We start from the raw sequence: 12,662 nt of genomic DNA on the forward strand, positions 1-12,662 counted from the left end.
TGTCGATTTCTGGCACAGCTCGCACCAATGTCCTTACTCGCTGCCGCTCGCTGCTTGTCTTGCGGTCCATTCGCTTAACGCGCGCCGGTGGCTGGCGATGCGCTCCAAAGCATCTGCCACGGCTTTGCTGCGTAATCCCTGCCGCTGCGCGTCGCCGTACCAATCGACGGCGGAATTCAGATCGCCCTGCATTTCTTGGCAAAGGCCCAGGTTGAAGGCCAGCGCCGCGGTGGGTTCGACATCGCGGGTCAGCGCCTGCCACGTGGCACAGGCGCCATTCGGATCGGTCTTGGTTAGCCGCACCGCGGCCTTGAACGCCGCTTGCGCGGGCTTCGCCAGCCCTTTGGTGCTTTCATCGACGCGGACGTCGAGCGCATAGTCGCGCGGCGCAAGGTCGCTGCGGATCGCGCGCACCTGGCCGCGGATCGTCGCGGTGAAATAATCCTCGACCGGTTGCGGCGCGCTGCGGTCGGGGCAGTAGGTGACCTGATCGCGCGCGTTGAGCGGCCGGGTGTAGCGGATCGAACCGTCGGCAATCGCAACCAGCCGGACCGTTGTTGCCACGGACGCGGTGCGGCGGCGACAGCGAATGTCGACGTCGATTTCCTTCAGGCACTTCTTTTTGTCGGCAGGGTCATATTCGGTGCAACGCTTTCGCTTTTCGATCACGGGTGTTTCTTCGACGCTGCTCCGCACCGTGCCGGTGACCAGCGCATCGGTTGGCGCCCCCGATTCGGGCGCGACAACACGGTAGAAAGGACCGCCGCGAAAGCTCGCATCGGTGAGTTCGGCTTCGAGCGCCTGCGCAAACGCCGTGCCATCCTCCCCCTCGAATCGCTCAACCGAAATGCGGATCAGATCGACGACATCGGCGGTGGCGGGATCGGCGGTGTTTATCGGCAAGGTTTCGGCCGTCGCGGGTGTCGCGAGCGCCAGCAAAGCGGCGCCTACCAGCCATCGTGCATCGATCATCATTGCCCCCATCATCAACCCGCGCCGAGCTATCGCAGCCCGACGATGCTGTCAAAGAAGCGCAGGGACAGAGGTCAGAATTCGGTAACGATCAGATCGGCGAGGCGCCGCGGCGCTTCCATGGGGATGAAATGGCTTTGATCGGCCCATTGTTCGTCGCGCACCGCGCCCAGCGCGGCACCGAGGCCCGGCCAGGTCGGGCTGATCGAGAAATCCAGATTGCCCGCGCGTTCGCCGGTTTTGGCGCGGATCACGCTCGCTGGCGCGCCGACCGCGCCCAGCCAGTCATGCGGATTGGTGCGCAGGGCGTTCTGATACACCGACGCTTCGAGGGCTGGCGGACAGGCAAGCTCCCAGCCCTCCCCGTCTGCCGCGCCAAGCAGGCCATAGCGGCAGTAATCGGCAAGGACTTCGGGCTGCCAGTTCGCGTAGGGTGGGCGCGACGAAAAATGCGCATTCATCGCCTCCCAGCTATCCCAGCGACTGCGCCGCCGAGCCACCGGATGTTCGGCCGGATCGGGGACGGGCGCATCGGCGGCGCCGATATAAAATTCGGGCGGCATGACTACCGGATCGATCAGGAACATATGCGCCAAGGCATCGGGCCGCTCGGCTGCGAGCCGCGTGAGGACATAGCCGCCCATGCTGTGGCCGCAGCCAATAAGCGGCGACCCGGCATACCGGTCGATCAGCGGAAGCAGCGCGTCGGCCGTCGTCGCCCAGTCGGACAGCGACGCGGGCCTGGCGCTGCGTCCATGGCCGAGATGATCGGGAGCGATGACATGCTTGCCCTGCGGCAAGGCCGCGACGACCTGATCCCACAGCCGCGCGTGAAATCCCGTCGCGTGGAGCAATAGCAACGAAGGCTGGTCCGACGGCCGGCCCCATTCGAACCAGCAAATCGCGCCCGCCGGCGTGTCGAGCCGGTGCTCGCGCGGCGCTTCGCTCACGCTCAGCCCTTCGGTCCATCCACGATGCGGATGCCGAGTTCCTTGAGCTGCTTGTCGCTGACCGGCGCCGGGGCGTTCATCATCAGATCCTCGGCCTTCTGGTTCATCGGGAAGACGACGACTTCGCGGATATTGGGTTCGTCGGCGAGCAGCATCACGATGCGGTCGACGCCGGGCGCCGAACCGCCGTGCGGCGGCGCGCCGAATTTGAAGGCGTTGATCATGCCGCTGAAGTTCGCGTCGACGTCCGCCTGGCTGTAACCGGCGATTTCGAACGCCTTGTACATGATGTCGGGACGATGGTTGCGGATCGCGCCCGACGACAGTTCGACGCCGTTGCACACGATGTCATATTGCCAGGCGAGGATGTCGAGCGGGTCCTTGGTTTCCAAGGCTTCGAGTTCGCCCTGCGGCATCGAAAACGGGTTGTGGCTGAAGTCGATCTTGCCGGTGTCCTCGTCCGCCTCGAACATCGGGAAATCGACGATCCAGCACATTTCGAACTTGCTCGGGTCGATCAGGTCGAGCTGCTCGGCGACGCGCGTGCGCGCGAATCCGGCCAGTTTCGCGGCGGTGGCTTCCTTGCCCGCGGCGAAGAACAGCCCGTCGTCAGGACCTGTGCCGAGTTCGGCGGCGAGCGCGTCCATCTTGTCGGCGCCGTGGTTCTTGGCGATCGGGCCGCCCCATTCGCCGCCCTTGCGCGTCGCATAACCCAGACCGGCAAAGCCTTCGCCCTGCGCCCAGCTGTTCATGTCGTCGAAGAATTTGCGGCTCTTCTCTGCGGTCGCGGGCGCCGGGATCGCGCGGACGACGTCGCCCGCCGCGACGATGTCGGCGAAGCGGCCGAAGCCTGACCCCACGAAGTGCGACGAGACATCGGTGATGATCAGCGGGTTGCGCAGGTCAGGCTTGTCGTTGCCGTACTTCAGCATCGACTCGCGGTACGGGATACGCGGGAACGAGCCCGCCGGGGTCACCGACTTGCCGTTGGCAAATTCCTCGAACACGCCTGCAAGGACAGGTTCGATCGCATTGAACACATCGTCCTGCGTCACGAAGCTCATTTCGAAATCGAGCTGATAGAATTCGCCCGGGCTGCGGTCGGCGCGCGCGTCTTCGTCGCGGAAGCACGGCGCGATCTGGAAATAGCGGTCGAAGCCTGCGACCATCAGCAGCTGCTTGAACATCTGCGGCGCCTGCGGCAGCGCATAGAATTTGCCGGGATGGACGCGGCTCGGAACCAGATAGTCGCGCGCCCCCTCAGGCGACGAGGCGGTCAGGATCGGGGTCTGGAATTCGGTGAAGCCCTGGTCGACCATGCGGCGGCGCAAGCTGGCGATCACGTTCGAGCGCAGCATGATGTTGGCGTGCAGGCGTTCGCGGCGCAGATCGAGGAAGCGATATTTCAGGCGGATATCCTCGGGATAATCCTGTTCTCCCGCGACCGGCATCGGCAGTTCGATCGCTGCCGACTGGACGGTGACGTCGCGCGCGCGCACTTCGATCGCGCCCGTCGGCAGGTTTGCGTTGACCGTTTCGGGCGAACGCGCAACGACATCGCCGGTGATCGTGACGACGCTTTCGGCGCGCAGGCCATCCAGCGTCGCGAACACCGCATCGCTGCTGTCGGCGACAATCTGGGTCAGGCCATAATGATCGCGCAGATCGACGAACAGCAACCCTCCATGATCGCGCTTGCGATGCACCCAGCCGGAGACGCGGACCGACTGACCGACCTGTTCGGCGCGAAGCTGGCCGCAATTATGGGTGCGATAGGCGTGCATTTGATCGTCTTTCAAGGTTTGGGAGCGCGGAAAAGCGCGCCGATATGGCCGCGCCTAAGGCAGCGCGGCGGGCCATTTGTCAAGGTGGAAGGCCAAATCAACAGGTGAGCCCCAGCCCGTCGAGCACCGCGCTGCCGAACAGCGCCCGGTGGGCCGGATCGGGCAACAGCCGGTCGCGTGCCGCGCGCCAGCGGCGGAAATCCTCGCCATAGTCGGCAGCGACGCGCGCCGCGTCGAGGCGGCAGCTTTTTGCCCAGTGGCGCGTGAAGGCGATCCCCTCGGCATCGAGCCGTTCGACGACGCGCGCATAGGCGTCGGCGGTGCGCGCGCTGCGCGGGCCGTCGAAATCGATCACCGCATTGTGCAGGAAACGCGCCGGGGCGAGCAATCCCTCGGCGCGCGCCATGAAGCGCACGGTGACGACGGTCGAGCCGCCATGCCGCGCATAGACGGCGCAGATCAGCTCGAACGCACGCGCAAGGTCGGCGCGGTCGATCGTCACTGAGGCGTTGAACAGGTCGGCGAGCGGGCGGTGGGTGTCGAGTCCCTCGCCCCAGCTGCCATAAACCGGCCGGGCGGTGACGTCGGGGCCACTCGCATAGCCCTGTTTCATCGCAAATTGCAGCAGCGCGCCGCGCGCCCATGGATAATCGTCGAGCAGCCGTCCGAGCAGGCTGAGCGCGTCATAGCCCGCACCCAGCTGCCCCGGCGTGGCGCGCGGATAATCGTCGCGCCATGGCTCGCGATACAGGAAACGCAGCATCGCGGGACGCTTGAACGGCTTGTATGGGTTGACAATCATCTGGACAAAATCCGGATCCTGATCGAGCGCGTAGGCGGCCGAGAAGCGACGAAAATCGCCCGCTGCCAGCCAGTCGAGCGCTGCGCGATCGACCTTGCGCAGATTCTGGATCGGACGGACGAGGAATTTGGGCACGCTGTCGACGACCAATGCGGTGACGATGCCGAGCGATCCGACCGGCAATTGCGCCGCAGCAAACAGGTCGTCGTCACGCAGCGGAGTCGAACCGGTCGCCGCGACAAAGGCATCGGTCATCAGTCCGGTTGCGGGTTCGATCCAATGGATACCCGCTGGCGTGACGACCTGCACCGCGCGGATATGATCCTGGATGCCGCCACGCGCGATCATCGATCCGTGGGTGCCGGTCGCACACGCACCGGCGAAGGTCTGGCCATTGCCCGCCCCGCTCGTCCACAGCGAACGTCCCTGCGCCTCCAGCTTGTCCGACACTTCGTCGACCAGTGCCCCCGCTTCGACCAGCATCAGCCCGCTGGCATCGACGCCGGCGCGCACGTCGACGCGATCGACGCGGAAACAGCGGTTGAACCGCCGCGTGTGGAGCAACCAGCATTGCGAGGCGATATTGACGTTCGACGGCGACCATCCAGCGCCGAGGGGGCGAACGCGGCGCTGCGCCGCCGCCGCCGCGACCAGCCAGTCCTGTACCGACATCGCGGCGATCGCGATCTCGTCTCGTCCCCGCTCCGCATCACCGCTGCGCAGCGCGAAGCGCGTCGCCGCCTCGCAGGTGCCGGTGCCGTGATAATTGGTCCAGCGCCCTTCGTCGCCGAGTCGCACCAGCGGCATCACGCATCTCCCAGTGGCAGCACGCCAGCGTGGGCGCGCCAGGCGACGGTGACCGGGCGCACGAACCCGAAGCTGGCGAGGGCGACCAGCATCTGCCGCCGCGTCGCGAAAACGCGCACGTCGGACAGGCCGTGGTCGGACTCGGGCGTCACGAAAGGCTGCGCGGCCTCTGCCGAAAATCCCCATCCCTTTAGCGTCACCACCATAGAATCTTCGTCGAGCGGCCGCGGATTGGCGATCGAGACAAAGATATCGGCCTGCCCCGCCAGATACTGGCCGAAAAGCAGCAGAAAACCGAGCGCGGCGAGCGCCCAACCAAGCCAGATCATGCCCCAAACCCCTTCGTCTTTTTCTTTGGCCGGTGTTCCGGCTCCGCAACCCGAAGAGTACGAACAATTTTTCCTGCCCGTTCTTTTCAACTAGCTGTATAGGCGCGCTATGCAAGTCCATCCGTTGATCGAAACCAACGCCGCGCTCGTCGAATTCTGCGACCTCATTCGGAACAGCGATTTCATCGCCGTCGATACCGAATTCATGCGCGAAAACACCTTTTGGCCAGAGCTTTGCCTGATCCAGGTCGCCGACCGCGAGCACGCCGCAGCGATCGACCCGCTGGCGCCGGGCATGGACCTGAAGCCGCTGCTCGACCTGCTCGTCGCCAATGAGGATATGCTCAAGGTGTTTCACGCTGGCGGCCAAGACGTCGAAATCATCTTCAACCTGACCGGCAAGACGCCGCATCCAATCTTTGATACCCAGATCGGCCAGATGGCGATCGGCCAGGCCGAACAGGTCGGCTATTCGAACCTGGTCGAGGCGTGGATCGGGCTACAACTCGATAAGGGCGCGCGCTTTACCGACTGGAGCCGCCGCCCGCTCGACAAGCGCCAGATCGATTATGCCGTCGGCGACGTCACCCACCTCGCCAAGATATTCCCGATGATGCTCGACAAGCTGGTCAAGACCGGCCGTGGTCACTGGCTCGATGAGGAAATGGAAAAGCTGGCCGATCCGTCAAACTACAATCTTAATCCCGAAGACGCCTGGCATCGGATCAAGATCCCCTCGCGCAAGCCCGACGTGCTCGGCCGTTTGCAGGCGCTGGCGGCGTGGCGCGAGCGCGAGGCGCGGTCGAAGAACCTGCCGCGCGGGCGCATCGTCAAGGACGAGACGCTCGCCGACCTCGCGGCGCATCCGCCGAAGGACCAGGAAGGGCTGGGCCGCGTTCGCGGGCTGTCGGCGACCTGGCGCGGCAACGACATCGGCGCGCGGCTGATGGAAGCGATTGCCAATGCCAAGCCGATGGACAAGGACGACCTGCCCGACCGCGCCCCGCGCGGCCCGGGACTGGGCAAGGAAGGCGCGCTGGTCGCCGACCTGCTGAAGCTGCTCTTGAAGATTCGCGCGCGCGAACTCAACGTCGCATCGCGACTGATCGCGCGCAGCGACGATCTGGAGGCGCTGGCCGCTGGCGGGCGTGAGAACATCGCAATGATGCAGGGCTGGCGCTATGACGTTTTTGGCTATGCCGCGCTCAACCTGGTCGAAGGCCGGATGGGCTTCGCAGTCAAGCACGGCAAGCTGGTAATGAGCGAAATCGACGCGGCGACGGCGAGCGAGGACTGACCACTCCGAAACCCGCTTCCCTTGCCGCGATACCTCATCCCCAAGATAGCGGGAATGACCGAGACGGTTCGGCGCCACGCATAACAAAAGGCCGGGTGGAGCCTCCTCCACCCGGCCTTTTTTATCGTCATTGACCGTCAGTCGAAGCTTATTTCTTCGCAGCAGCCTTCTTGGCCGGAGCCTTTTTCGCGGCGGGCTTGTCCTCGGCGGACTTTGCCGGGGCAGCCTTTTTCGCCGCAGCGGGCTTTTCTTCGGCTTTGGCTTCGGCTTTCTTGGCCGGTGCTGCCTCAGCCTTCTTCGCCGCGGCCTTCTTCGCGGGAGCGGCCTCGGCCGCCTCTTCCTTCACGTCGGCCTTTTTGGCAGCGGGCTTTTTCGCCGCCGCCTTCTTGGCCGGCTTGTGGTCATGGTCGTGGCCGCAGCCCGGGCCATGGACATGGCCGCCGTCGTCATCCGCTTCGATCGCCGCTTCCAGTTCCTCGCGGGTGGCTTCGCGGTCGCTGATCTCGGCCTTTTCGAACAGGAAGTCGACGACCTTGTCTTCATAGAGCGGCGCGCGCAGCTGCGCCGCGGCGAGCGCGTCCTGCTGGACATAGTCCATGAAGCGGCCGCGGTCTTCGGGGCGATACTGCTGCGCCGCCTGCATGATCAGGCGCTGCATTTCCTGCTGGCTGACCTGCACGCCATGCGCCTGGCCGATTTCCGACAGAAGCAGGCCGAGGCGAACCCGGCGCACTGCGATCGCATGATAATCGTCGCGGTCGGCTTCCAGCTCGGCCTTCGCCGCGGCGGGATCGGCTTCGTTCTCGACTTCCTGTTCCAGCTGCTGCCAGATCTGCGCGAACTCGGCCTCGACCATCGTCGGCGGCACGTCAAAATCGTGGCTCGCCGCGAGCTGGTCGAGCAACTTGCGCTTCATATAGGTGCGCGTCAGGCCGTTCAGTTCCTGATCGACCTGATCCTTCATCAACTCTTTGAGCTTGTCGAGGCTCTCAAGGCCGAGCGACTTGGCAAACTCGTCGTCGATTTTCGAAGCCGCGGGTATCTTCACTTCCTTCACCGTCACGGCGAATTCGGCCTTGGCACCCTTGAGGTTTTCGACCGGATATTCGTCGGGGAAGGTCACCTTGACGGTCTTGGCATCGCCAACCTTGGCGCCGATGAGCTGGTCTTCGAAACCCGGGATCAGCTGACCCGAACCGATTTCGACCGCCATGTCTTCGCCGGTGCCGCCGTCAAATGCGACGCCGTCGACGCTGCCGGCGAAATCGATGATGACCTGGTCGCCAGTAGCGGCCTTCTTGGTCTTCGGCGCATCGTCGAACCGCTTCATCTGCGAAGCGAATTCCTCGATCTTCGCCATCACCGCCTTGTCGTCGGTGGGAACGGTCAGCCGCTCGAGCTTCAGCCCGTCGATCGACGGCGTCTTGATGTCGGGCAGCACTTCCAGCGCGACAGTGACTTCGGCGTCCTTGCCGGTTTCATAGCCATCGGCCAGCGTCACGGCAGGCTGCAGCGCCGGACGGAGCTTTTCCTTAGCCATCAGGTCGCGCACCCCGGCGTCGATCGCCTTGTTCAGCGCGTCGGCCGACAGCGCCGGACCGTGCATCTTGCGGATCAGATTCGGCGGCACCTTACCGGGACGGAAACCGGGCATACGCACGGTCGGTGCCATGCTTTTCACCTCCTCGTCGACGCGCGCGTCGATATCCTTGGCGGTGATGGTGACGCGATACTCGCGCTTCAGGCCTTCGTTCAGCGTTTCGACGGTCTTCATTGCCTTGGTCTTATCCTTGCTCAAAATCTCGTATCGATGAACCCCGGCCACATGGCGGGGTTCCCCTATCCCGTCTCCATCCCCATCAGATCGTCGGAACTGGTGCGGGCGAAGGGACTCGAACCCCCACATCTTGCGATACTGGTACCTAAAACCAGCGCGTCTACCAATTCCGCCACGCCCGCAGAGGCTGTCGGCCGGGTGCACAAAGCCGCGCGATATGCCGCGCACGCCCGTGCGGGCCGCGCGGGGCTATAGCAGACGCGCGGCCGAGGGCAAGGGCGGAAAGCCCAACATTTCTGCGGCGGGAACGTGCGCCGCGCCCGTTCGTTGATAAGGCAAGGAGAGCCTTCATGACCTTTGCATCCAGCCTGCACGTCCGCGCCACCGACCCCTTCCCCAAACCCAAGCCCGACACCATCGAACCAATGGCGCCGCCCGAGCATCCCGCCCAGCCGACGCCGCTGGAAGATCCTGCCGGCCAGCCGATGGAAGTCCCCGGCAATCCGGGCGGCGGCGGCGATATCGACGAACCGGGCCGCGGCCCGGATGAGATGCCGCCGCAGCAGGTCTAGTTCGCGTCCGCATCGTTGCAAGCGTAGCGAAGCAGACCAGCCTGGCGCACGCCGCACTGCTTCGCGACGCGCGCGATCACGATGGGTTGCATAGAGAGACTTGACCTCTGCCCTTCCCGGCCGCCACCATGGGCAACGGGGAGAGACATATGAAATTATCGACCGGCATCGCCGCGCTGCTGTTGACGATCGCCGCGCCCGCCAGCGCGCAGGACAGCACGACGCTCTATCGCGGCGGTACGATTATCACGATGGACGGCGACACGCCACACGCGGTCGAGGCGGTCGTGACTCGCGATGGCCGCATCGCCTTTGCAGGGTCCGAAAAGGACGCCCGCAGCGCCGCGGGCCGGGATGCTGCCGTTCGCGACCTCAAGGGCGCAACCCTACTCCCGGGCTTCATCGACGCGCACTCGCATTTCACCGTCGCTACGATGAGCGCGGGCGGCCTCGACCTGCGCGACAAGGCGCACGCCGCGGTGACCGACATTCCCGGCGTTCAGGCGGCTATTCGGAGCTATGTCGCGCGCAGGGGCGCCAAACCCGGCGGCTGGACGGCGGTCTGGCAATTCGATCAGGAAGTGCTGGCCGAGAAGCGCTACATCACCCGCGCCGAGCTCGACGCGGTCGCCCCCGACCGCCCGCTCGTCGTCCTGCACGTGTCGCTGCACGGCGCCGTCGCGAACAGTGCGGCGCTGAAAGCAGCGGGGATCGACGAGGCCACCGCCGTCCCGCCCGGCGGGATGATGCTGCGCGACGAGGCGGGCAAGCTGAACGGCGTGCTGCTCGAAAAGGCGATGTTCCTGCTGCTCGCCAAAATGCCGCAGCCGACCGCGGAGCAAAAACTCGCCGCCCTCGACGCCGCGCAGAACGCCTATTTCGCTGAGGGCTATACCCATGCGCAAGACGGCGCGACGCAGCCCCCCGATATCACCTTCCTCACCAGCGCGGCGGCGCGGGATCGGCTCAAGATCGACCTTGCCCTCCTCCCCTTCTCGACCGGCCTCGACACGCTGCTCGCCAACCCCGACCTCCAGTTCGGCACCTATCAGGGGCATGTCAAACTGCAGGGAATCAAGTTCGTTCTCGACGGATCGGTGCAGGCGCGCACCGGCTATTTTACGCGCGACTATCAGCGTGGGAGCCCCGAAGGGCACCACCCCTGGCACGGCCAACCCATCCTTTCCGAAGAAGAATTTACGGCCCAGGCAAAGAAAGCCCACGACCGCGGCTGGCAACTCTTCGTCCACGCCAATGGCGACGCCGCGATCGACATGGCGATCCGCGGCTTCGACGCGCTCGGCATCAAGGCCGCCGACGACCGCCGCCCGATCGTCATCCACTCGCAGTTCCAGCGCCGCGACCAGCTGCCCGCCTACGCCCGCATCGGCGTCGGCCCCGCCTATTTCTCGAACCATGCTTGGTATTGGTCCGACGTCCACCGCACCAACTTCCCGGCCGAGGTCGTCGACTTCATCAGTCCGCTGCGATCGGCACGCGCTGCGGGGCTCATCCCGTCGAACCACAGCGACTACAGCGTCACCCCGCTCGATACGCGCTTCATGCTGTGGACATCGATGGCGCGCGTCTCGCCGACCGGCATCGTCAGCGGTCCCGCCGAGCGCATCGACGCCTATGCTGCGCTCCAGGCGCTCACGACCGGCCCCGCCTGGCAGATCTTCGAGGAGGAGCGCAAAGGGCGGATCAAGGTGGGGCTGCTCGCCGATTTCGTGATTCTCGACAAGAACCCGCTGACGACCCCGGTCGATGCCATCAAGGCCATCAAGGTTCTGGAAACCATCAAGGACGGCCGCAGTGTTTGGTTCCAGCCGACGGGCGCCAATCAGCGCTGATACTTTCGGGGTAGCCGACTTCGACAGGCTTTGAAATCCGCCGTCGGCGCGATAAACTCACCACGCTATCAGCAACGGGAGTTATCGTCATGCGTCACGGTTTCGCTTTGCTCATTCTCGCCGCCTCCACCATTCCCGCTGCTGCGCTCGCGCAGACGGCGCCCGATGTCGCTGATCTCGTCGGCGCGCGCGGGGCTGGTGGAGAAACCCAACTGCTCGCGCGCGGCTATGAATCGCGCCAGTCGAACGTCGTGGGTAACCAGCGCTATACCTTCTGGTACAACCAGCGCACCGGGCGTTGCATCTCCGTTGCAACGATGGACGGGCGCTATTCGGCGATCATCGGCGTTCCGGCAGAGAATTGCCAGGGCGGCAACGCATCCGCCGATCACCATGCCCCGCCCGCCGAAACGGGCTACAACGATCCGGCCTCGCTCGTCCTCGTCTGCTACGGCGCGGGCAATCGGCCCAGCGTGACGACCGCGCCCCGCTACGACTGGAACCGGTCCAAGCACAAATGGGAATGGGGCAGCGACGTCGTCAGCACCAACGAAGGATTCAACAGTGACGTCCAGATCGAGCTCTACGGCGATCAGGGCCGCATTCACCTTGGCCCCAAGCTAGTGCCCCCGATCCATTCGGGCGGGCACGAAGGCTGGTGGGATCTGGAAAATCTGATGGTGAGCCCCGATCGCATCACCGCGACCTATCGCCTCAACGGCCTCAACAAGCCGAAGCTCGACATCGACCGCCGCTCGGGGCGTATCCAGATCAAGGCCCAGACCGACTTTTCAGGCCAGTGCGACATCGGCAACTGGGGCGCGGGGCAGCGGCGCTTCTAGCGTCGCACTTCGTCAGGCAACGACGCCGATTTGCGGGTCGGCACTGGCGGTCGCCGCGGGGCGCGCTGCAACGCGCGTGCGCCATCTGCTCAGGTTGGTCAGGCTGTCGGGCGTCGGCTGCCCCACCATCGCACCGAACTCGCTCCAGCAAAACAGGACGATGTCGGCAAGCGTCAACGCATCGCCTGCCAGATATTCGCTCTCGGCGAGCATCCGGTCGGCGCGCACCAGCCCGTCCTGCGCATAGGATTTGTTGCCCGCTGCCGCCTCCGGAACGCACAGCATCCGGTCCTGAAACATCGGCAGCCCTTCGGCGCTGCGAAAGCCGTTCGTCATCGGACCGACCACACCGAAATCGATGTAGCGCAAAGCACTCCGCGTCGCCGCGCGCGCCTCGGCGGTCGCCCCGATCAGCGGCGTGTCGGGATATAGTTCTTCCAGATATTCGCAGATCGCGGTGCTTTCGCTGATCATGCGGCCGTCGTCCAATTCCAGCACCGGCATCGACCCGCGCGGATTGCGCGCCAGCCATTCGGGCGTACGATTATCGCCGGCGCGAATATCGACGAATTCGCGGTTCAGTTCGATGCCCTTCTCAGCGAGAAAGAACAGCACGACGCGCGGGTTCGGACCGACAGACTGGTACAGCTTCATCGTGGCTCTCCCTTGTTTAGGCC

Annotated in this window: 11 protein-coding genes and 1 tRNA gene; 4 read left to right on the plus strand and 8 right to left on the minus strand. The window is 64.9% G+C overall.

Annotation, left to right across the window (positions count from 1 at the left end; all coding sequences use genetic code 11):
• Positions 1–33 precede the first annotated feature (33 nt).
• From IPF76_RS17405 to IPF76_RS17425, 5 genes are all read right to left on the minus strand, one after another.
• Positions 34–987, minus strand: coding sequence for a hypothetical protein (locus IPF76_RS17405; RefSeq protein ID WP_293846592.1), 954 nt, complete (start codon positions 985–987; stop codon positions 34–36).
• Positions 988–1,046: 59 nt separating this feature from the next.
• On the minus strand, positions 1,047–1,922 hold the full coding sequence (locus IPF76_RS17410) for an alpha/beta hydrolase (protein ID WP_293846594.1): 876 nt from the start codon (positions 1,920–1,922) through the stop codon (positions 1,047–1,049).
• Between the two features lie 2 nt (positions 1,923–1,924).
• Positions 1,925–3,706: an aspartate--tRNA ligase gene (gene aspS / locus IPF76_RS17415; protein ID WP_293846596.1), complete on the minus strand. Its 1,782-nt coding sequence runs from the start codon at positions 3,704–3,706 to the stop codon at positions 1,925–1,927.
• Between the two features lie 97 nt (positions 3,707–3,803).
• The gene (locus IPF76_RS17420) at positions 3,804–5,315 is read right to left on the minus strand and encodes an FAD-binding protein (protein WP_293846598.1); all 1,512 of its coding nucleotides are present in this window, start codon (positions 5,313–5,315) and stop codon (positions 3,804–3,806) included.
• Entirely contained in the window at positions 5,315–5,644 is a 330-nt protein-coding gene (locus IPF76_RS17425) for a hypothetical protein (protein WP_293846600.1), read from the minus strand. The genes IPF76_RS17420 and IPF76_RS17425 overlap by 1 nt, the downstream gene beginning before the upstream one ends.
• Positions 5,645–5,753: 109 nt before the next feature.
• Between IPF76_RS17425 and rnd the strand changes: the two genes are divergently transcribed.
• Positions 5,754–6,941, plus strand: coding sequence for a ribonuclease D (gene rnd, locus IPF76_RS17430; protein ID WP_293846602.1), 1,188 nt, complete (start codon positions 5,754–5,756; stop codon positions 6,939–6,941).
• A 148-nt stretch (positions 6,942–7,089) separates the two neighbouring features.
• Here the strand turns inward: rnd and tig are convergent, their stop codons facing one another.
• Together tig and IPF76_RS17440 are read right to left on the minus strand one after the other, a co-directional pair.
• Complete coding sequence (gene tig, locus IPF76_RS17435) at positions 7,090–8,715, minus strand: trigger factor (RefSeq protein ID WP_293846604.1); 1,626 nt, start codon at positions 8,713–8,715, stop codon at positions 7,090–7,092.
• Positions 8,716–8,815: 100 nt separating this feature from the next.
• Positions 8,816–8,900, minus strand: a tRNA-Leu gene (locus IPF76_RS17440).
• Positions 8,901–9,068: 168 nt separating this feature from the next.
• Between IPF76_RS17440 and IPF76_RS17445 the strand changes: the two genes are divergently transcribed.
• The 3 genes from IPF76_RS17445 to IPF76_RS17455 all read left to right on the plus strand — a co-directional run bounded on the left by IPF76_RS17445 (position 9,069) and on the right by IPF76_RS17455 (position 11,985).
• On the plus strand, positions 9,069–9,290 hold the full coding sequence (locus IPF76_RS17445) for a hypothetical protein (RefSeq protein WP_293846606.1): 222 nt from the start codon (positions 9,069–9,071) through the stop codon (positions 9,288–9,290).
• A 149-nt stretch (positions 9,291–9,439) separates the two neighbouring features.
• The gene (locus tag IPF76_RS17450) at positions 9,440–11,143 is read left to right on the plus strand and encodes an amidohydrolase (protein WP_293846608.1); all 1,704 of its coding nucleotides are present in this window, start codon (positions 9,440–9,442) and stop codon (positions 11,141–11,143) included.
• A gap of 89 nt (positions 11,144–11,232) precedes the next feature.
• Complete coding sequence (locus tag IPF76_RS17455) at positions 11,233–11,985, plus strand: hypothetical protein (RefSeq protein ID WP_293846610.1); 753 nt, start codon at positions 11,233–11,235, stop codon at positions 11,983–11,985.
• Positions 11,986–11,997: 12 nt separating this feature from the next.
• On the opposite strand, the gene IPF76_RS17460 is transcribed toward IPF76_RS17455, so the two are convergent.
• Entirely contained in the window at positions 11,998–12,639 is a 642-nt protein-coding gene (locus tag IPF76_RS17460) for a glutathione S-transferase family protein (RefSeq protein WP_293846612.1), read from the minus strand.
• Positions 12,640–12,662 lie beyond the last annotated feature (23 nt).

The sequence above is a fragment of the Sphingopyxis sp. genome (assembly GCF_016704835.1).
Lineage (GTDB): Bacteria > Pseudomonadota > Alphaproteobacteria > Sphingomonadales > Sphingomonadaceae > Sphingopyxis.